This window comes from Enterobacter sp. JJBC, assembly GCF_036936505.1.
GTDB lineage: Bacteria > Pseudomonadota > Gammaproteobacteria > Enterobacterales > Enterobacteriaceae > Enterobacter > Enterobacter hormaechei_C.
On the sequence record NZ_CP136935.1, the window covers coordinates 4332670 to 4354015 of the forward strand.

A 21346-nucleotide genomic window follows, 5' to 3' on the forward strand; every position below is an offset into this window, starting at 1 on the left:
AAGCCAGAGTGAATAATGGAACGTCTAAAACGCATGTCCGTCTTTGCGAAAGTGGTTGAGCAAGGCTCTTTTACCGCCGCAGCACGTCAGCTACAAATGAGCGTCTCATCCATTAGCCAGACAGTGTCAAAACTGGAAGATGAGCTTCAGGTGAAGCTGCTCAACCGCAGCACCCGCAGCATCGGGCTGACGGAAGCGGGTAAAATTTACTATCAGGGCTGCCGTCGAATGCTGCATGAAGTGCAGGACGTTCACGAGCAGCTCTATGCCTTTAACAACACGCCTATCGGCACGCTGCGTATCGGGTGTTCTTCAACTATGGCACAAAATGTTCTCGCTGCCATGACGGCGGAAATGCTGAAAGAGTATCCCGGTTTAACCGTTAATCTGGTTACGGGCATTCCGGCACCGGACCTGATTGCCGATGGGTTAGACGTGGTGATCCGCGTTGGCGCGTTGCAGGACTCTAGCCTGTTCTCGCGTCGACTGGGCAGCATGCCGATGGTGGTCTGCGCTTCGAAAAGCTACCTGGCACAGTATGGCGTGCCGGAGAAACCTGCCGATCTGAGCAACCACTCGTGGCTGGAATACAGCGTTCGGCCAGATAACGAATTTGAACTGATCGCGCCGGAAGGGCTTTCCACTAAACTGCTGCCTGAAGGCCGCTTCGTCACCAACGATCCGATGACCATCTCACGCTGGCTGGTGGCCGGGGCCGGGATCGCCTACGTACCGCTGATGTGGGTGATCAACGAGATCAACAGCGGCGTGCTGGAGATCCTCTTCCCGCGCTACCAGTCCGATCCGCGTCCGGTGTACGCGCTCTATACGGAAAAGGACAAGCTGCCGCTGAAGGTGCAGGTCTGTATTAACTATCTGACGGACTATTTTGTGGAAGTGGCGGAGCTGTTTCAGGGCATGCGGGGCAGAAGGAAAGAGTAGGCTTTTCCCCTCTCCCCGTTGGGGAGAGGGTTAGGGTGCGGGGGAAAATTTACGCCGTGCCGCCCACCGTCAGATTATCTACTTTCAGCGTAGGCTGACCGACGCCCACAGGCAGGCTCTGGCCCTCTTTGCCGCAAACGCCCACGCCGTTATCCAGCTTCAGATCGTTACCGACCATGGAAATCTGCTGCATGGCCTCAATGCCGGAGCCAATCAGGGTTGCACCCTTCACCGCTTTGGTCACTTTGCCCTTCTCAATCAGATACGCCTCTGAGGTAGAGAAGACAAATTTGCCGGAGGTGATATCCACCTGACCGCCGCCAAAGTTTGGCGCGAAGATCCCGTAATCAACGGATTCGATAATCTCCTGCGGCGTGGATTTGCCCGGCAACATGTAGGTGTTGGTCATGCGCGGCATCGGCAGGTGCGCGTAGGATTCACGACGGCCGTTACCCGTTGGCGCTACGCCCATCAGGCGCGCGTTAAGCTTGTCCTGCATGTAGCCTTTCAGTACGCCGTTTTCGATCAGCACATTGTACTGGCCCGGCGTGCCTTCATCGTCGATAGAAATCGAGCCGCGACGGTCGAGCATGGTGCCATCATCCACCACGGTACACAGTTCGGAGGAGACAAGCTGCCCCATCTGACCGCTGAATACGGACGTCCCGCGACGGTTGAAATCACCCTCAAGGCCGTGACCGACCGCTTCGTGCAGCAGCACGCCAGGCCAGCCTGCGCCCAAAACCACCGGCAGCGTACCGGCAGGAGCCGCCACGGCAGACAGGTTGACCAGCGCCATGCGCACGGCTTCTTTTGCCCACGCATCCGCGCGCGCTTCGCCGTCAACGTCGCCGAGGAACCAGTCGTAGCCAAAACGACCGCCGCCACCGCTTGAGCCGCGCTCGCGCTTGCCGTCGTCTTCAACCTGCACGCTGATAGAGAGACGCACCAGCGGGCGAACATCCGCCGCCAGGGTACCGTCCGTCGCCGCCACCAGGATCAGTTCATAAACACCGGTCAGGCTGGCAGAGACTTCCTGCACGCGTTTATCCGCCGCGCGAGCCACTTTGTCCACGCGACGCAGGATGTCGAGCTTCTCTTCGCGGCTCATGCTTTGCAGCGGGTCGATGCTGGTATAGAGCGCAGCGTGCTGCACTTCACCCAGCGTTTTCACGCGACCATCTCCGGTATCACGCACAATGGTGCGCGCGGCCTGCGCGCTCTGCTCAAGTGCGGCGAGGCTAATCTGATCGGCATAAGCAAAACCGGTTTTCTCCCCGCTGACGGCGCGCACGCCGACGCCCTGGTCGATGTTGTAAGAGCCATCTTTAATGATGCTGTCTTCTAAAACCCAGGATTCGTGATAGCTCGACTGGAAATAGAGATCGCCGTAGTCGAGGCGGCGTTCGGTCAGTTGACCAAGAATGGAGAACAGGTCCTGATGGCTCAGGCCGTTCGCTGCGAGCAAATGTTCACTTACCAGGTTCAGACTCATCTATTGCTACTCGTTCGTTGCCGCCCGTGGCGGTATAAAGATCGTATTTATTGAGAGTGAGGCAATTACCTGCCCACGTCAAATCATTGCGGTGCTTCTTTGCGCGGCTGGCGCAGCACCTCGTTAATCTGCGGTTTATCGACCGGACCGGTAATGCGATAGCGCAGAATAGAGACCTTGCTCCACAGCGGCCCCAGCACTTTACTGGCGGCAAACACCGCCGCACCGACAATCGGGTTCACCACAAAGGCCGCCGCAACGCCCACGCTTGCGGATATTTCCGGCGCCACCACGGCTTCCATATCCAGTTCGCGACGCACGAGGTTGACCGAGCCTTTCATGGCGATATCCGCTTCCAGGCCATCCACCAGCGTATCGTCCGTATGCAGAACGCCGTCTTTGATCCACGCCGTACTGCGAATGGAATCGTAGTAGAAACCTTCGCTGAAGGTGTCGCTGAAATCGAAGCGCAGCTTGCGCAGCAGCGCATCAAAACTCAGCAGGCGCAGGATCTGCCCGGCGCGCCCCGTGCTCACGTCGGCAATCTCACCCTTACCGAAGTTGGTTTTCAGGATGCCGTTAAGCGAAGCTTCATCGGGTGTCCACGGCGCAGCGCGCCAGTGCAGATCGTAATTCACATCGAAGGACGATCCGCGAAGCGGCGTGCTAATGCCGAAGAAGTTAGCCGCGGCGTCCAGCTTATTGCCTTTAATATCGCCTTTCAGCGAGGTGCGTTGTTCACCCGGTTTGTTCACCCATTCGCCCGCGGCAGTCATGCGGCCAAAGCCGGTATCCACCAGCCCACCAGAGAGGCTCAGCGTATTTCCCTGAATGGCAAAATCACCGTCGATACGGCCATATTTCTGTCCCCACAGCCAGCACTCCGCGCAGCGCAGCTGGAGATCGGGCCAGCCGCTGAAATCCACGCGCGACGTCCCATTGCCACTGACAGGAGAAGTGCTTGTCGACTCTGCTTTAGACGCCGTAAAGGTCGGATTGTAATAGAGATAACGGATAGCCGCCTGCCATGGCGCGTGATCGCGCATGATCAACGAACCGTTGATCTCACGCCCCTGCGCCTCGACCTTTGAGCCGTTTACCGTCGGCCGGGAGACAATACTCAGGTTGTTCCACTGCTGCCCGCCCAGCGTCAGCGCAGGCGTGCGCAAGGTAATGGACTGCGGGAACTGCGCCGTTTGGTCGACGTTTTGCCCGACACCTTTCTGGAACAGTGCCAGCCACTCTGCGCCATCCATCGGCGGGAGATTCAGTTCAACGCCCGCCTGCTCCGGCAGCGGCGGCGTGGTACGGCTGTCCGTCGTCCAGATCGCCCTGTCCAGCGTCAGCTTGCGGTTAAGCAGCCAGCGGCTGTTGAAGTGGTTTGTTCCGCCCGCGTTTCCGGTTAAATCGAAGCTGTTAAGGTTGCCCGCAACCTTAACGTTGACGGGCAATGCTTCACCGCTTTTTTTATTCAGCGGCGCGGGAAGCTGGCTGCTGAGGTTTTTTAGATCGCCCGTAATGTCGACGTTATAGCGCGCACCGGCATGATAAGGCAGGTCGATGGCGACCTTGCCATTCCATGACACCGCACCGTCCACCGCATTCTCAATCGGCTTCGGCAGAACATCCATGCGTGACGGCTGCCAGTTCGCGTCCATATTGACCGCCACCTGGTAGGCTTTATCGCCCTCGGTGGTGGAGAAATCGATATTAACGGGTTGATTGAACCAGGTCGCTTTAAGCGGCTCACTTTTCAGCGTGCCGTTAACAAAGCTGAACTGACCGCTGAGGTTTTTCAGGGTGCTGTCCAGCGGCTTGATATAGAGGCTGTTGTTATTAAGGCGAACGTCGCCTTTGGCGGTGGTCAATTCACCGTCCAGCGGGATATCCAGATGTAAGCGAGCATTCACATCGCCATCTAACTGCAACTGCTGAAGGGTGGCTGCCAGGGAGTCATTCAGCGGCGTATCTTCAAAGTACGGGCCAACCGCTTTACCCGGCCCCTTAATATCCGCATCAATCAGCAGCTTCTCTTTGGAATAATCCGGGATGTTTGCCGTCAGGTTGCTTGCCGTTACGCCGCCCAGCGCGACGCTGTCCGTCTTCATCCACAAGCCGTCATTCAGGAAGTTGAGTTCAATATCCAGATTCTTCAGCGCCGGCCAGTCTGGCTGGAAGGCATAGGTGGCGTTGCGTAGCGGCACCAGAACCTGGAACTGGCCTTCGTTGTGCTTATACGGGAACAGGTGCGGGTTGCCGCCGTAGACCAGCGTGGCGTTATCCGCCTGGCCGCCCTGAATAGCGCCGCTGAGATAGTCCACCAGCGCTTTCCCCATCAGGTTTTCCGGGAAGTAGCGCCACGCCTGCGAACCGTCATCCGTGCTGATGCCCGCCAGAATACCCAGCCACGGCTCATCGCCTTCAGGCTGTAGATAACGGAAATTACCGCGGGCATGTACCGCTTTGGCTTTTACATCAATATCGCGGCCATCGAGCTGAAAACCTTTGTCATTCTTCAGCCAGTTGAGAGTGGCATTTCCCTTTTCGATCTCCAGTGGCGCACGGAAGACCGTTTCGTACGGCATTTTCGCGTCCTGCATTTCTGCCGTCAGCCTGCCGCTTTCCACGCTGCCTTCCAGTTTACCGCTGAAGTGCTCGGCACCCGGCAGCAATTTCCACTGTTTCCATGCGAGATTTTTCCATGCCGCCTGAAAACGCGTCTTTTCCGTAGCCTGGAGCGGAATATCCAGCGCCAGTCGGTTTATCTGCCCGCTCGGCTGCGTCGCCAGCCAGATTTCGCCCAGCTCCGGTGAAAGTTTTGCGGCCATTGAACGCAGCCCTTCGATCGCCGTCAGATCCAGGTTACTGGCGCGGATACGCAGCTCGTCGCTGCGTTTACCGTTTATCCCGCCGACGTCCTGTTCCGGCATCCACGCCAGCGTCAGCGCGCCGCGCGGCCAGGGTTTGTTATCCATGGAGATGCGCGTATCCGGAATGGCGAACTGCCAGCCGCCTTTATCCTGCGTCACGTGTGCGGTGAGGTTATCGACGGAAAGTTGATGCTGATGGTTTTCCCCTTTCCAGCTCGCGCCCCCCTGCTTAAGCCAGATATCGCCGCTGGCGAACGCCCCGTTCGTCAGCGTCATCCAGCCTTCCAGGCTGAAGCGCGCGGTCTCCAGCTGCATGTTCTGCTGTAGCCACTCACCGAGCCACGGCTTCACGTCCACGTCGTCCGCCTGTAGCCAGACCCTGCCGTTGTTCAGCAGGCCATTGTCGTCACGCAGATCCATCCGCACCTGCATAACCCCGTGCTGCCCGTTCAGGCTGGAGAGATTCACCTGCCCCTCGGCGCGGTGGCGATCTTTCCCGTTTAACCAGGTCAGCTGTGGGATCGCCAGCTCAGCGCGCTGACCGGAAAGAGTAATAAAGCTCACTTCGCTGTCGCGCAGATCGAAATGATCGAACTGCCGCAGGAACAGATCGCTGATACGGCTGGTTTCCAGCCCTCGATCGCTGTCGCCGCTTTGCAGCGGCGTGTTAGTCATCAGCTGAAGTTGCCAGAAGGTGAGATCGCGAAACTGCCAGCGCAGATGCAGCAGGCTTTGCCAGACATCCAGCGCCAGGGTGACGCGTTTGATTTTGAGGTGGCCGCCATCTTTCAGGCTGGCGCGGATATCCCGCGCATCTAGCGTCGGGCCAAAGTTCTGCCAGCTTGCCTCGATATGACTCACGTCCACCGGCAGGCCGGTGGCGGATTCGATTTTTGCCAGTATCTGCGGACGCCAGCTGTCCAGATGCGGCAAGGCGAGACGCAGCCCGCTCACGAGCAACGCGACAATCACGACCAGCGTTGCCCCTGTAAGCAGTAAAATCCCCGGCAATCGCCTCACGCGTCTCTCCTTGTCAGCCTTAAATCTCGCAGCGAACTGCGTTTACATCATGACGACGTCAAACTGCTCCTGGTTATAGAGCGGCTCAATTTGCACTTTTACCTGTTTGCCGACAAAGATTTCCACTTCCGCCAGCGCGTGCGACTCTTCCCCTTTCAGGGCCTCCGCCACCGCAGGGGAAGCATAGACCAGAAAACGGTCTGAGTCGTAGGCATGATGGACACGGACAATTTCACGCATGATCTCGTAGCAGACCGTCTCCACCGTCTTTACCGTTCCGCGTCCATGGCAGGTTGGACACTCATTACACAGGACATGTTCCACGCTTTCGCGGGTCCGTTTCCGGGTCATTTCCACAAGACCGAGCTGCGAGAAGCCATTGATGCTGGTTTTCACGCGGTCCTTACTCAGCGCCTGCTCCAGAGAGTGCAGCACGCGACGGCGGTGATCTTCATTGTTCATATCGATAAAGTCGATGATGATAATGCCGCCCAGATTACGCAGGCGAAGCTGACGCGCGATGGCCTGCGTCGCTTCGATGTTGGTGTTGAAGATGGTGTCATCGAGGTTGCGATGGCCGACAAACGCGCCGGTGTTGATATCGACGGTGGTCATCGCTTCGGTTTGATCGATGATCAGATAGCCACCCGATTTCAGCTCAACCTTACGCTCCAGCGCACGCTGGATTTCGTTTTCAACGTCATAGAGGTCAAATATCGGCTGGCGTCCGGTGTAATGCTCCAGCAGACCCGGCATTTCCGGGATGTACTCGGCGGTGAACTCCAGTAAGGCTTCGTACGTCAGACGGGAGTCCACGCGGATGCGGTCAAGCTGGGCGTCGGCGAAATCACGTAATACGCGCTGAGCGAGCGCCAGCTCACCGTACAGCCGGTAGCGGGTCTGGTTGCGTTTTTTACGCTCCATCACTTTGGTCCAGACGCGCTTCAGGTAGGCCGCATCCGAGGCGAGATCTTCTTCGCTGATCCCTTCCGCCGCGGTACGGATAATAAACCCGCCCTGCTCGTCGCAGTAGGCGCTGACCACCTTTTTCAGGCGCTCACGCTCGCTTTCGCTCTCAATACGCTGTGACACGCCGACGTGCGACGCCCCCGGCATAAACACCAGGTAGCGTGAAGGCAGGGTGATGTCGGTGGTCAGACGCGCGCCTTTAGTGCCCAGCGGATCTTTTACCACCTGCACCATCAGATCCTGGCCCTGACGCACCAGCTCAGAGATGTCGCGCACGGCAAACTGCTTTTGCTCTTCGCCTGCCACACATTCGGTGTGCGGCATGATATCGGAGGCATGTAAAAACGCCGCCTTATCGAGCCCAATATCTACAAAAGCCGCCTGCATACCCGGCAGGACACGACTGACACGACCTTTGTAGATATTGCCTACGATTCCGCGTCGCGCTTCACGCTCAATATGAATTTCCTGAAGAATGCCACCATCAATGTAGGCCACACGGGTTTCCGATGGCGTTACGTTTACCAACAATTCAGCCGTCATAATTATCCCTTCCCTCACGCAGTGAGTTAAAATTGCTCAGCAACTCATACGTTTCCACCAGCGGTAAGCCGACTACGGCGTGATAGCTGCCATTTATCTTCCTGACAAAACAGCCACCCAACCCTTGAATACCGTATGCACCTGCTTTATCCATAGGTTCACCGCTGGCGATATAGCCGGCGATCTCCTCGTCGGTGAGTACTCTGAACGTCACTTCCGTTACCACAAGGCAATCCAGAGCGTACTGGCTGTCTGCCAGCGCTACCGCCGTCATCACCTGATGGGTTTGTCCGGACATGTTACGCAGCATCCGCGCCGCATGGTCTGCGTCGCGGGGTTTCTCAAGCACCTCACCATTGAGAATGACAATGGTATCCGCACCCAGCACCGGTAAGTCACGCGGCACGCATGCCACGCCCGCCTGCGCTTTTTCACGCGCCAGACGAGAGACATACTGCTGAGCGCTTTCACCCTCAGCACGTTTTTCTTCAATACCGGTAACGATGCGTTCGAAGGAGACACCCAACTGCGAGAGCAGTTCCTGGCGACGCGGAGAACCGGAGGCAAGATACAAAGACGTCATAGAAACCTTTTATTGCACGGCAAACTGCTGGCGAATTTTACGCATCAGCAGGAACAGCCACGGCCAGAGCACACCGTTTACTACACTACTCCAGAACACTTCCGGTCGGAAAGAGACGTTGATCACTAAAAACTCTGCCCAGAAAACAACGATATCCGCAGCGAGCGACAACAACATCACCACCAGCGCCTGTTGCCAGAGCGCAAGGTTACGAAAGAGCTGGAATTTGAGTGCGACGAGATACGCAATAATGCTCATGGATAAGGCGCGGACGCCAAGCGTAGAGCCACTGATAAGATCCAGTATGGCACCCATCACAAAACCTGTGCCGACATTTACGCGGTGCGGCAGGGCAAGGATCCAGTAGAGCAAAATGAGCAATACCCAGTTTGGCCGGAAAACAAGAATGTCGTCCGGCCAGGGCATAATTTGCAGCAACAGTGCAACGAGGAATGAGAGCCAGATTACCCAGCGCCCCTGGCTACGATAACTGGCCACTACTGCCCTCCACCCGAGACTTGCGGCGGTGGCGGCGCATCCGGCAGCGGCTGCGTTAACCCCGTCGCCGGAGCCGGTACGGGTGCAGGTGGTCCCATCGCATCCGGCGCAGGCAGTACCTGCGGCATCATCTGCATCAGGCGTTCATTCGCCACGCGATGCACATCTTCCGGGGTCATCGGGTTAGCTCCGTTACGATCGGCGCCCCATAGCAGCAGCAGGTAGCGCAAACGCTGCAAGCCGGCCGTTGGACGCGCCTGAATCACGGTGTAGGCACGCTGAGTGTCGAGCTTCACGGAAGAGACAACCGCAACCGGGTAGCCCTCAGGGAAACGACCGCCCAGACCGGACGTCACTAGCACGTCGCCCACGCGGATATCCGTGTTGGCGGGCAGATGTTCCAGTTGCAGATCGTCCGTGCAGCCGTTACCGGCGGCAATCACGCGAATATCGTTACGCAGCACCTGAATCGGCAGTGCATGGGTGGCATCGCAAATCAGCAGCACGCGGCTGGTCAGTTTGGCAACCGCCACAACCTGGCCCACGACGCCTTTATCGCTGATGACAGGCTGACCTTCGTATACGCCGTTCACGCTGCCTTTATCAATCACCACCTGATCGCTGTACGGATCGTTTACGGTGGAGATCACCTGGGTGACCATTTTCTGTTCATCCTGGCGCAGCGGCGAGCCAAGCAGTTCACGCAGGCGTGCGTTTTCCTGCTTATATTGCCCCAGCATCAGCAGCTCGCTGTTTTTCAGCAGCAATTCCTGGCGTAACGCACGGTTTTCGAGTTCGAGCTGGTCACGCGATGAGAGCGTTTGCGACACGGAGTCGAGCAGTTCACGGGGACCATTTGAAATAAAGTAGAAAGGACTGACGGCGGTATCCATGTACGTTCGGATCTGGCTGAACGTACCGAGGCGGCTATCGGCAATAATGACCCCGAGCGCAACCAGAACCGCCAGGATCAGGCGAAACTGTAGCGACGGGCCACGGCTAAAAATTGGCTTCATAGGCTATGCGTATTCTCGCGTCAGAGAGAAAGGGTAGCAAATTGCTACCCTCTCACACCCGACTACTCTTCGCTAAACAAGTCGCCGCCGTGCATGTCGATCATTTCCAACGCCTTGCCACCACCACGGGCGACGCAAGTCAGTGGATCTTCTGCAACTACGACAGGAATACCTGTCTCTTCCATTAACAGGCGGTCGAGGTTACGCAGCAGCGCACCACCACCGGTCAGAACCATACCGCGCTCGGAAATATCGGAGGCTAGCTCTGGCGGGCACTGTTCCAGCGCAACCATCACCGCGCTCACGATACCGGTCAGTGGCTCCTGCAACGCTTCCAGGATTTCGTTGGAGTTCAGGGTGAATCCGCGTGGCACGCCTTCCGCCAGGTTACGACCGCGAACTTCGATCTCGCGCACTTCATCACCCGGGTAGGCAGAACCGATTTCGTGCTTGATGCGCTCTGCGGTCGCTTCACCGATCAGAGAGCCGTAGTTACGGCGAACGTAATTGATGATAGCTTCGTCGAAACGGTCGCCGCCGATACGCACGGAAGAGGAGTACACCACGCCGTTCAGGGAGATAACGGCCACTTCAGTGGTACCGCCACCGATATCCACCACCATAGAACCGGTTGCTTCAGAAACCGGCAGACCCGCACCAATTGCCGCAGCCATCGGTTCTTCAATCAGGAAGACTTCACGCGCACCGGCACCCTGAGCAGATTCACGGATTGCACGGCGTTCAACCTGGGTCGCGCCAACCGGCACACACACCAGCACGCGCGGGCTTGGGCGCATGAAGCTGTTGCTGTGAACCTGCTTGATGAAGTGCTGAAGCATTTTTTCGGTCACGAAGAAGTCAGCAATAACGCCGTCTTTCATTGGGCGGATCGCGGCGATGTTGCCCGGCGTACGGCCCAGCATCTGCTTCGCATCATGACCTACTGCGGCCACGCTTTTTGGCGAGCCGGCACGATCCTGACGAATGGCCACAACGGAAGGCTCATTCAATACGATGCCTTGTCCTTTTACATAAATAAGGGTATTCGCGGTACCCAGGTCAATGGACAGGTCATTGGAAAACATGCCACGAAATTTTTTCAACATACTAAGGGATAATCCTGAAAGCTGGGGCGGAAAACAAAATCCGCTTACTTTACCAACCACACGCAGCAGCGACAAGGCGCAAAAATCGTCTGCTACGGTGAAAATTAGTGCAGCACGTTTCCTTTGTTACAAATTCATCCCCTGAATCCCTCAGGGCTGAGTAAACAGCAGCGTCCCTCACTTTCACTTGTAACCCATTAAAGGTCGTTCACTGGCTTTTATGCTCGTCTTACTCAAAGCTACAGGCGCGATATTCTACGTGAAAACAAAGTAAACGGCAGGTCAAACAGAGTATCTTTGCAAATATTTTTTCACATTGGTGTCAAGCGGCTGAGAGGCGGCAAAAAAATCCCCCTGACCGCCCGTCACGCCGCGCTCTGTCAACATCTGCCATTCACTTCGTGAACGTACGCCTGTGGCAAATACTTGCGTTTGCGTTCCTTTGCACGCTTCCACCAGGCTTTGTACCAGCAGCTGGTTTTCCGTGCGTTTTTCAATATTCCTTACCAGACCCGGATGCAGCTTCAATAATTCAACATCCAGCTCTTTGATCCAGCTGGTGCTCACCAGCGTCAGACCCGCCTGGGTTACCGCCACGCGAGCCCCAAGCGCATTGATTAAACGCACCACCGGGCGCAACCGGCTGATGTGTTGACCTACATCTGCCTCTGCAAGTTCAAAAATAATGCGTTTGCGTTGCGATTTTTCGCATTGCATTAACGTGTCACGTAACCAGCGCTGAAAGCGCGGACGGATCAGCGATTCGACGGTCACCTGTAAAGCCAGATTTTCTTCAGGCCAGTACGATAAAAACGGAATGAGGCGGGTGATTTGCTGACGGTCATACTCTTCGGACAATCCGAATTGCAACACCATGGGCAGATATTCTGCGGAGATAACCTCTTCGGTGCCATCAAAAATACGGCACATCAGCTCACGATGATGGACATGACCACTCTTCATGACCGCCGGTTTTTGATAGATGCGCGGTCCGCCCCGGCTCAGCATCTGTTCAATCAGGGTTCGCCAGCGCACGTTGCCGCGCCCTTTCTCCGGCAGCGTATCATCATAGACCGCCCAGCCGTTCGCCCCCTGCAATACGGCGTTACGCGTTGCCGCTTCCGCATGTTCCATCACCTGCTCCGTCGACTGACCGCCGCGCCAGGCACAGATGCCTATATGCACCATGTCGTCTCTGTCGAGCATTTTGCTCTGGGGCAGCGCATCGACGGCTTTCAGCAGCTGACTGGCGATACTCTCGGATTCCTTTAAGGTGCGATGCGGCAGCAAGACGGCAAAGTCGCTGCGGTGGTAGCGTGCCAGTAACGCGCCGGGGTAGCGCATAATAAAGGTGGACAGCAGGTTAATCAGCGTAAAGAGGTTCTCTTCCGCCACGCGCTGACCCCAGGTATCACGGAGCAGATCGAAGTCGGGCAGGCGAATCATCATTACCACGCCATGCGTACCCACCTTTTCGGGGTCATCAAGAAGCGTAGCCAGCTGATTATCAAAGAAGAGACGGTTGTTGAGGCCCGTTTTGTTATCCTGCGCGGCATAAGAGCGAATCAACGTGTCCATACGGCTACGCTGATCGCTGGCAAACTGGATTTCGGAGAGCAGCACGTCCAGGGCGCTACTGGTGCGTGATGGCCATTCATAAACCGATCCCCGCACCTGCGGACCCCGCTCGCCATTCAGTATCCGCACGGAGCGTGTTTCCAGCAGTTCCTGGCCGGAAAGTTGACGACGCTGCCAGCGAACGGCGAGGAAAATCAGCAGTACGATAAAAGCAACGGCGATGGTTAAGGGCGCGGTGGTCATAAGCGAGCGTAAATAGTTGCTCATCGGATCCTGGTACATCAGATGAATTGTCATACCCGGATGTTTAAGTGAATTAACCGTGACGTCCCGATACTGATCTACCGTGCCGGCAGGACGATAGCTGCCCTGGCGGGTATGGCTGAAAACGGTCTGCTTCCCCTGTTTAATGTCGATCTGCACTATATCCACAGGCACCATTAACTCATCCAGCTCACGCGAAAGCGCCGGGAAGGAGGACGTTATCAGGCGAGTGTCGATAACCGATGCAACCGATTCAACCCGGTTAACCAGCTTATCCTGGATGGCATTGTAAAAGCTCAGCGAGCAGCCGATTAGCGTGACAAATATGGTCAGCCCCGTCAGCAAGGTAATAAAAGCTGAGAACTTCGTCGTTAATCGCATCCTTGAGATTACTCCGTGGGTTGAAGGGGGGCAAGTGAGCACTAACTTGCATTTTAAATGCGACATACTACCAAACCTGGTGTATCTGGCAATTTATTGCGTTAAATCGGCACTGCGTTTCATTGAGCGAGTATAGTCATCAGGACATATTTTCCCATCATCAAACCTAGTGAGGACCCTGTATGCAGGCTTTGATCTTAGAACAGCAGGACGGCAAAACCGTTGCCTCGGTGCAAGCCATTGAGGAGAACCGCCTGCCGGAGGGCGACGTGACCGTAGATATCGACTGGTCCAGCCTGAACTATAAGGATGCACTGGCGATTACGGGAAAAGGTAAAATCATCCGAAATTTCCCGATGGTGCCAGGAATCGACTTTGCAGGCCGCGTGCATACCAGTGAAGATCCGCGTTTTCACGCCGGACAGCAGGTGCTGCTCACCGGCTGGGGCGTAGGTGAAAACCACTGGGGCGGACTGGCAGCACAGGCGCGCGTCAAAGGTGACTGGCTGGTCCCGATGCCGAAAGGCCTGGACGGTCGTAAGGCGATGATCATCGGCACGGCAGGCTTCACCGCCATGCTGTGCGTGATGGCGCTGGAAGAGGCCGGGATTCGTCCTGACTCGGGCGAAATTGTCGTCACCGGCGCCAGCGGCGGCGTGGGCAGCACGGCCGTCACGCTGCTGCACAAGCTGGGGTATCAGGTCGCCGCCGTCTCTGGCCGCGAAAGTACGCATGATTATCTACGTCAGCTGGGCGCAAGCCGTATTCTGAGCCGCGACGAATTCGCCGAGACCCGCCCGCTGGAAAAACAGATCTGGGCTGGCGCAGTAGATACCGTCGGCGACAAAGTGCTGGCGAAGGTGCTGGCGCAAATGAATTACGGCGGCTGCGTGGCGGCCTGTGGTCTGGCGGGTGGTTTTGCCCTGCCGACGACGGTGATGCCATTTATTCTGCGTAACGTGCGTCTTCAGGGTGTCGATTCGGTCATGAGCCCAGCCGAGCGGCGGGCTGAGGCCTGGGAACGTCTGGTGCAGGATCTGCCAGCCTCATTCTATGAGCAGAGCGCCACTGAGATCACCCTGAGCCAGGCGCCAGAGTTCGCCAATAAAATCATGGACAACCAGTTCCACGGTCGTGCGCTGGTTAAAATCGCCTAATCTTCAAATTTTCGTGACATATTCGCGCTAACCCTCCTCCTCCGTCATGCTTAGAAAAACGCCTGACGGAGGATGCCATGAAAACCCGAAAACTGACGGAAGCCGACGTAACGTCTGAATCTGTCTTTATGCTACAGCGCCGCCAGATCCTGAAAATGCTTGGCATCAGCGCCACTGCCCTGACGCTCACCCCTGCGGCCCATGCCGATCTGCTCGACTGGTTTAAGGGCAACGATCGCCCGAAAGCCCCCTCCGGCGCACCGCTTGACTTCACCAAACCGGCACAGTGGCAGAATAAACTGACGCTGACGCCGGAAGATAAAGTCACCGGCTATAACAACTTCTATGAGTTTGGTCTTGATAAGGCCGATCCTGCCGCCAACGCCGGGAGCATGAAAACCGATCCCTGGACGCTGAAGATAGATGGCGAGGTGGCAAAACCGCTGACGCTGGATCATCATGACCTCACCACCCGCTTCCCCCTTGAAGAACGCATTTACCGTATGCGCTGTGTGGAAGCCTGGTCGATGGTGGTGCCGTGGGTAGGTTTCCCTTTGCATAAACTGCTGGCGCTGGTTGAGCCCACCAGCAACGCGAAGTATGTTTCTTTCCAGACGCGCTATGCCCCGGACGAGATGCCAGGCCAGAAGGATCGGTTTATCGGCGGCGGGCTGGAGTATCCCTACGTTGAAGGTTTACGTCTCGACGAAGCCATGCATCCGCTTACGCTGCTCACCGTCGGGGTTTATGGCAAAGCGCTGCCGCCGCAAAACGGGGCGCCCATTCGCCTGACCGTACCGTGGAAATACGGTTTCAAGGGCATCAAATCGATCGTCAGCATTAAGCTCACCCGTGAACGCCCCCCCACCACCTGGAACCTGGCAGCGCCTGACGAGTATGGTTTTTTTGCCAACGTTAACCCGCACGTTGACCATCCGCGCTGGTCGCAGGCAACAGAACGTTTTATCGGTTCCGGCGGCGCGCTGGATGTTAAACGCCAGCCAACGCTGCTATTTAACGGCTATGCGGATGAGGTGGCATCCCTCTACCGTGGTCTGAACTTACGGGAGAACTTCTAAGTGCGTTTAACGGCAAAGCAGATAACCTGGCTGAAGGTACTCCTGCATTTAGCCGGATTTCTCCCCTTTATCTGGCTCTTCTGGGCAGCCAGCCAGGGACAGTTCAGTGCCGATCCGGCGAAAGATATTCAGCATTTTACGGGTCGGATGGCTCTGAAATTTTTGCTGGCGACCTTGCTCGTCTCACCGCTGGCGCGCTACGCTAAACAGCCATTATTGATACGCACCCGTCGGCTTTTAGGGCTATGGTGTTTCGCCTGGGCAACGCTGCATCTCACCAGCTACGCCCTGCTGGAACTGGGCATTAACAACCTGGCACTCCTTGGCAGCGAACTGGTGACGCGTCCCTATCTGACGCTGGGTATCGTAAGCTGGCTGGTTTTACTGGCGCTGACGCTGACATCCACGCAGTATGCGCAGCGAAAACTGGGTCGACGCTGGCAACTACTGCATAACTTCGTCTATCTTGTCGCGATCCTCGCCCCTATTCATTACCTGTGGTCGGTGAAGATTTTATCCCCTCAGCCGGTCATCTACGCCCTGCTGGCCCTGGCCCTTTTAGCGTGGCGTTACAAGAAGTTCCGCCAGTGGTTGCGATAGTTCACGAAACTGTGCGTTTTCCCGCAGATTATTTATCAACCGCGAATCTTTTTCGGATAGCGGTTGATAATCTTCCCTGATAAGACCAGTATTTAGCTGCCAAATGCTACGAAATCGTTATAATGTGCGACTTCGGTTTTCCGGACAGGGGTTTTAGGCCTCTGAAAGGGTGACAATTGCGCTTTGAGGGTATATGTTGTTTTTTACCCGAAAATCGCAGGAGATAGCGGCATAATGGCTGATAAATTCCAAATTTTAGTTTTAAACGGACCGAACCTGAACATGCTCGGCACCCGTGAGCCAGAGAAGTACGGCACGCTAACATTGAGCGAAATTGTTAACCGTCTGAGTACGGAAGCAGCGTCGCTGAATGTGGATTTGGACCATTTTCAGTCTAACGCGGAGTACGCAATCATCGACCGTATTCATCAGGCTAAAGACACTGTGGACTATATCCTGATCAATCCGGCCGCGTTTACGCACACCAGTGTTGCTATACGCGACGCACTGCTCGCGGTGAGTATCCCGTTTATCGAGATTCACCTGAGTAACGTGCACGCCCGAGAGCCGTTCCGCCACCACTCCTACCTGTCAGATATCGCCGCTGGCGTGATTTGTGGGCTGGGTGCAGACGGCTATTCATACGCTTTACAGACAGCGGTAAAACGCTTGTCACAATCACACTAAACAAGAGTACGGAACCCACTCATGGATATTCGTAAGATTAAAAAACTGATCGAGCTGGTTGAAGAATCAGGCATCTCCGAACTGGAAATTTCTGAAGGCGAAGAGTCTGTACGCATCAGCCGTGCAGCCCCAGCCGCTAGCTTCCCGGTAATGCAGCAAGCTTATGCTGCGCCAGTGCAGCAGCCTGCGCTCTCCGCAGCCGTTGCGCCAGCGGCAGCAGAAGCGGCACCTGCGGCTGCAACAGAAATCAGTGGTCACATCGTACGTTCCCCAATGGTTGGTACTTTCTACCGCACCCCGAGCCCGGACGCGAAGGCGTTCATCGAAGTGGGTCAGAAAGTCAACGTAGGCGATACCCTGTGCATCGTTGAAGCCATGAAAATGATGAACCAGATCGAAGCAGACAAATCAGGTACTGTGAAAGCGATCCTGGTCGAAAGTGGTCAGCCGGTAGAATTTGACGAGCCGCTGGTCGTCATCGAGTAACGAGGCGAACATGCTGGATAAAATTGTTATCGCCAACCGTGGCGAGATTGCACTGCGTATTCTTCGTGCCTGTAAAGAACTGGGCATCAAGACCGTGGCCGTGCATTCAAGCGCGGATCGCGATTTAAAACACGTATTGCTGGCGGATGAGACGGTCTGTATCGGTCCGGCTCCGTCCGTAAAAAGCTATCTGAACATCCCGGCGATCATCAGCGCCGCCGAAATCACTGGCGCGGTCGCGATTCACCCGGGTTATGGTTTCCTCTCTGAGAACGCCAACTTTGCTGAGCAGGTTGAACGCTCTGGCTTTATCTTCATTGGCCCGAAAGCTGACACCATTCGCCTGATGGGTGACAAAGTGTCTGCCATCACCGCGATGAAAAAAGCTGGCGTGCCAACCGTACCGGGCTCTGACGGCCCGCTGACCGACGATATGGATGCTAACCGCGCCCATGCTAAACGCATTGGCTACCCGGTGATCATCAAAGCGTCCGGCGGCGGCGGCGGTCGCGGTATGCGCGTTGTACGCAGCGATGCTGAACTGGCGCAGTCCATCTCCATGACCAAAGCGGAAGCGAAAGCGGCTTTCAGCAATGACATGGTGTACATGGAAAAATACCTGGAAAACCCACGCCACATCGAAATTCAGGTGCTGGCTGACGGTCAGGGTAACGCGATCTATCTGGCAGAACGTGACTGCTCCATGCAGCGTCGTCACCAGAAAGTCGTCGAAGAAGCGCCAGCGCCGGGCATTACGCCGGAACTGCGTCGCTACATCGGTGAGCGTTGCGCCAAAGCGTGTGTCGATATCGGCTATCGCGGGGCGGGTACCTTTGAGTTCCTGTTCGAAAACGGCGAGTTCTACTTCATTGAGATGAACACCCGTATTCAGGTTGAACACCCGGTTACCGAAATGATCACCGGCGTTGACCTGATTAAAGAACAGCTGCGTATCGCAGCCGGTCAGCCGCTGTCCATCAAACAGGAAGAAGTTGTGGTTAAAGGCCATGCGGTAGAGTGCCGTATCAACGCCGAAGACCCGAACACCTTCCTGCCAAGCCCGGGTAAAATCACGCGTTTCCACGCGCCGGGTGGCTTTGGTGTGCGCTGGGAGTCCCATATCTACGCCGGTTACACCGTACCGCCGTACTATGACTCAATGATCGGTAAGCTGATCTGCTACGGCGAAAACCGTGACGTGGCCATTGCCCGCATGAAGAACGCCCTTCAGGAGCTGATCATCGACGGGATCAAAACCAACGTTGATCTCCAGATGCGCATTATGAGCGACGAGCACTTCCAGAATGGTGGGACTAACATCCACTACCTGGAGAAAAAACTCGGTCTGAACGAGAAGTAAGAGATCAGTGTTGCTAAAAGGCCGGATTATCCGGCCTTTTTTATTTCTGGGGATCGCTAAGCCCCATCATGTACAATCCCCGCTTTCTTCATCCACAAGGGACAAAAAATGGACAAACGTTTTGTTCAGGCCCATAAAGAAGCGCGCTGGGCGCTGTGGCTGACCCTTCTCTATCTCGCCGCATGGTTAGTAACTGCTTACTTACCTGATTCGGCGATTGGCATTACCGGCCTCCCGCACTGGTTTGAAATGGCCTGCCTGCTGCTGCCGCTGATGTTTATCCTGCTGTGCTGGGCGATGGTGAAATTCATCTATCGCGATATTTCACTGGAGGACGATGATGCAGCTTGAAGTCATTCTGCCCCTTATCGCTTACCTGTTCCTGGTGTTTGGCCTGTCGGTTTATGCGATGCGTAAACGTTCGACCGGCACCTTTCTGAACGAGTATTTCCTCGGGAGCCGCTCAATGGGTGGCGTCGTGCTGGCCATGACGCTGACCGCTACTTACATCAGCGCCAGCTCGTTTATCGGTGGCCCGGGCGCCGCTTATAAGTACGGGCTGGGCTGGGTACTGCTGGCCATGATCCAGCTGCCTGCCATTTGGCTCTCTCTGGGCATATTGGGTAAAAAGTTTGCCATTCTGGCCCGTCGCTACAATGCCGTAACGCTGAACGATATGCTGTTTGCCCGCTATCAGAGTCGCTTGCTGGTATGGCTGGCAAGCCTGAGTCTGCTGGTGGCGTTTATTGGCGCAATGACGGTGCAGTTTATCGGCGGCGCACGTCTGCTGGAGACGGCAGCCGGTATCCCCTATGAGACGGGCCTGGTCATTTTCGGTGTGAGTATCGCGCTGTATACCGCGTTTGGCGGGTTCCGCGCCAGCGTACTCAACGACACGATGCAGGGGATGGTGATGCTCATTGGCACTCTCGTTCTGCTGGTGGGTATCGTGCATGCCGCAGGGGGCCTGAGCCATGCGGTTGAAACCCTGGAAGCGATCGATCCGAAACTGGTCTCGCCGCAGGGGGCGGATGACATCCTCTCTCCAACCTTTATGACCTCGTTCTGGGTGCTGGTGTGCTTTGGCGTGATTGGCCTGCCGCATACTGCCGTGCGCTGCATCTCATATAAAGACAGCAAAGCGGTGCACCGCGGGATCATTATCGGGACAATTGTGGTGGCGATCCTGATGTTTGGTATGCACCTGGCGGGCGCGCTGGGCCGCGCGGTGATCCCTGACCTTACCGTACCGGATCTGGTCATTCCGACCCTGATGGTGAAAGTGCTTCCGCCGTTTGCCGCCGGGATTTTCCTCGCCGCACCCATGGCGGCCATTATGTCGACCATCAACGCTCAGTTGCTGCAAAGTTCCGCTACGATCATTAAAGATCTCTATCTGAATTTGCGCCCTGAACAGGTCGAAAATGAGCGACGCCTCAAGCGTATGTCGGCGGTGATTACCCTGGTGCTGGGGGCGTTACTGCTGCTGGCCGCGTGGCGTCCACCGGAGATGATCATCTGGCTAAACCTGCTCGCCTTTGGCGGGCTGGAGGCCGTTTTCCTGTGGCCGCTGGTGCTGGGGCTGTACTGGGAACGCGCGAATGCCGCGGGTGCATTAAGCGGCATGATTGTCGGGGGCGTCCTGTATGCCGTTCTCGCTACGTTTAAAATTCAGTATCTGGGCTTCCATCCGATCGTGCCTTCGTTACTGTTAAGTTTACTGGCGTTTGTGGTGGGAAACCGTTTTGGTCGACCGGTGCCACAAACTGCCCTGATTTCTACTGACAAATAAAGAGTTTTGCCATGCCGTGGATCCAATTAAAACTGAACACAACCGGCGCGAACGCCGAAGAACTGAGTGATGCGCTGATGGAGGCCGGTTCGGTCTCTATCACCTTCCAGGACACGCATGACACGCCGGTCTTTGAGCCGCTGCCAGGCGAAACGCGCCTGTGGGGTGATACGGACGTTATCGGCCTGTTCGATGCAGAAACCGATATGAAAGAGGTCGTGGCGATTCTGGAAAACCATCCGCTGCTGGGCGCGGGTTTCGCGCATAAAATTGAACAGCTGGAAGACAAAGACTGGGAACGCGAGTGGATGGACAACTTCCATCCGATGCAGTTTGGTCAGCGTCTGTGGATCTGCCCAAGCTGGCGTGAAGTGCCCGATGAAAACGCCGTCAACGTGATGCTGGATCCGGGTCTGGCGTTCGGCACCGGTACCCACCCGACAACCTCCCTGTGCCTGCAATGGCTGGATGGCCTGGATCTGGAAGGCAAAACCGTGATCGACTTCGGTTGCGGATCCGGGATCCTTGCTATCGCAGCACTGAAACTGGGCGCGGCAAAAGCCATCGGGATCGACATCGATCCGCAGGCGATTCAGGCCAGCCGTGATAACGCCGAGCGTAATGGCGTTTCCGATCGCCTTGAACTGTATCTGCCCGATGCACAGCCAGAGGCGATGAAAGCCGATGTGGTGGTCGCGAATATCCTGGCTGGCCCATTACGCGAGCTGGCGCCGTTAATCAGCGTGCTGCCGGTTGAAGGCGGTCTGCTGGGCCTGTCCGGTATCCTTGCCAGCCAGGCAGACAGCGTCTGTGAAGCCTACGCCGATCTCTTTGCGCTCGACCCGGTGGTCGAGAAAGAAGAGTGGTGTCGCATCACCGGTCGTAAAAAATAAGCGTTTGGCGTGGTCGTCTGACCACGC

Annotated in this window: 18 protein-coding genes; 10 read left to right on the plus strand and 8 right to left on the minus strand. The window is 56.2% G+C overall.

Translation table 11 applies throughout. From position 1 onward, the window contains the following. Positions 1 to 15: 15 nt before the first annotated feature. Positions 16 to 942, plus strand: a complete 927-nt coding sequence (gene aaeR / locus RY075_RS20815) for an HTH-type transcriptional activator AaeR (protein WP_003860415.1) — start codon at positions 16 to 18, stop codon at positions 940 to 942. A 49-nt stretch (positions 943 to 991) separates the two neighbouring features. Here the strand turns inward: aaeR and tldD are convergent, their stop codons facing one another. The 8 genes from tldD to csrD form a co-directional block, all read right to left on the minus strand. After that, entirely contained in the window at positions 992 to 2437 is a 1446-nt protein-coding gene (tldD, locus tag RY075_RS20820; RefSeq protein WP_003860414.1) for a metalloprotease TldD, read from the minus strand. Positions 2438 to 2520: 83 nt separating this feature from the next. Then, complete coding sequence (gene yhdP / locus RY075_RS20825; RefSeq protein WP_022651930.1) at positions 2521 to 6327, minus strand: AsmA2 domain-containing protein YhdP; 3807 nt, start codon at positions 6325 to 6327, stop codon at positions 2521 to 2523. Between the two features lie 42 nt (positions 6328 to 6369). After that, positions 6370 to 7839, minus strand: coding sequence for a ribonuclease G (gene rng / locus RY075_RS20830; protein WP_003860405.1), 1470 nt, complete (start codon positions 7837 to 7839; stop codon positions 6370 to 6372). After that, complete coding sequence (locus RY075_RS20835; RefSeq protein ID WP_109948889.1) at positions 7829 to 8422, minus strand: Maf family protein; 594 nt, start codon at positions 8420 to 8422, stop codon at positions 7829 to 7831. Before RY075_RS20835 ends, rng begins: the two co-directional genes overlap by 11 nt. 9 nt (positions 8423 to 8431) lie before the next feature. Further along, positions 8432 to 8920 (minus strand): rod shape-determining protein MreD, encoded by a 489-nt coding sequence (gene mreD, locus RY075_RS20840; protein ID WP_003860402.1) that lies wholly within the window; start codon positions 8918 to 8920, stop codon positions 8432 to 8434. Further along, positions 8920 to 9936 (minus strand): rod shape-determining protein MreC, encoded by a 1017-nt coding sequence (gene mreC, locus RY075_RS20845; protein ID WP_003860400.1) that lies wholly within the window; start codon positions 9934 to 9936, stop codon positions 8920 to 8922. The genes mreD and mreC overlap by 1 nt, the downstream gene beginning before the upstream one ends. A 62-nt stretch (positions 9937 to 9998) precedes the next feature. Further along, the gene (gene mreB / locus RY075_RS20850; RefSeq protein ID WP_000913396.1) at positions 9999 to 11042 is read right to left on the minus strand and encodes a rod shape-determining protein MreB; all 1044 of its coding nucleotides are present in this window, start codon (positions 11040 to 11042) and stop codon (positions 9999 to 10001) included. Positions 11043 to 11324: 282 nt separating this feature from the next. Further along, positions 11325 to 13265 (minus strand): RNase E specificity factor CsrD, encoded by a 1941-nt coding sequence (csrD, locus tag RY075_RS20855; protein ID WP_003860399.1) that lies wholly within the window; start codon positions 13263 to 13265, stop codon positions 11325 to 11327. Between the two features lie 182 nt (positions 13266 to 13447). On the opposite strand from csrD, the gene RY075_RS20860 reads away from it, so the two are divergent. The 9 genes from RY075_RS20860 (at position 13448) to prmA (ending at position 21319) form a co-directional block, all read left to right on the plus strand. Next, a complete protein-coding gene (locus tag RY075_RS20860; RefSeq protein ID WP_032608003.1) occupies positions 13448 to 14422 on the plus strand; it encodes an MDR family oxidoreductase in 975 nt (324 codons plus the stop codon). Between the two features lie 77 nt (positions 14423 to 14499). After that, positions 14500 to 15501 carry a protein-methionine-sulfoxide reductase catalytic subunit MsrP gene (msrP, locus tag RY075_RS20865; protein ID WP_003860395.1) on the plus strand — a complete coding sequence of 334 codons (1002 nt, stop codon included), beginning with the start codon at positions 14500 to 14502 and terminating at the stop codon, positions 15499 to 15501. Further along, positions 15502 to 16101, plus strand: a complete 600-nt coding sequence (gene msrQ / locus RY075_RS20870) for a protein-methionine-sulfoxide reductase heme-binding subunit MsrQ (protein ID WP_032660525.1) — start codon at positions 15502 to 15504, stop codon at positions 16099 to 16101. A gap of 234 nt (positions 16102 to 16335) precedes the next feature. Next, positions 16336 to 16788, plus strand: coding sequence for a type II 3-dehydroquinate dehydratase (gene aroQ / locus RY075_RS20875; RefSeq protein WP_003860391.1), 453 nt, complete (start codon positions 16336 to 16338; stop codon positions 16786 to 16788). A 21-nt stretch (positions 16789 to 16809) separates the two neighbouring features. Further along, a complete protein-coding gene (accB, locus tag RY075_RS20880) occupies positions 16810 to 17274 on the plus strand; it encodes an acetyl-CoA carboxylase biotin carboxyl carrier protein (RefSeq protein ID WP_003860389.1) in 465 nt (154 codons plus the stop codon). A gap of 10 nt (positions 17275 to 17284) precedes the next feature. After that, the gene (gene accC / locus RY075_RS20885; RefSeq protein ID WP_003860388.1) at positions 17285 to 18634 is read left to right on the plus strand and encodes an acetyl-CoA carboxylase biotin carboxylase subunit; all 1350 of its coding nucleotides are present in this window, start codon (positions 17285 to 17287) and stop codon (positions 18632 to 18634) included. Between the two features lie 108 nt (positions 18635 to 18742). Further along, entirely contained in the window at positions 18743 to 18985 is a 243-nt protein-coding gene (locus RY075_RS20890) for a YhdT family protein (RefSeq protein WP_022651933.1), read from the plus strand. Then, positions 18975 to 20426 carry a sodium/pantothenate symporter gene (gene panF / locus RY075_RS20895; RefSeq protein ID WP_023323805.1) on the plus strand — a complete coding sequence of 484 codons (1452 nt, stop codon included), beginning with the start codon at positions 18975 to 18977 and terminating at the stop codon, positions 20424 to 20426. The genes RY075_RS20890 and panF overlap by 11 nt, the downstream gene beginning before the upstream one ends. Positions 20427 to 20437: 11 nt before the next feature. Continuing rightward, positions 20438 to 21319: a 50S ribosomal protein L11 methyltransferase gene (gene prmA / locus RY075_RS20900; protein WP_017382703.1), complete on the plus strand. Its 882-nt coding sequence runs from the start codon at positions 20438 to 20440 to the stop codon at positions 21317 to 21319. Positions 21320 to 21346 lie beyond the last annotated feature (27 nt).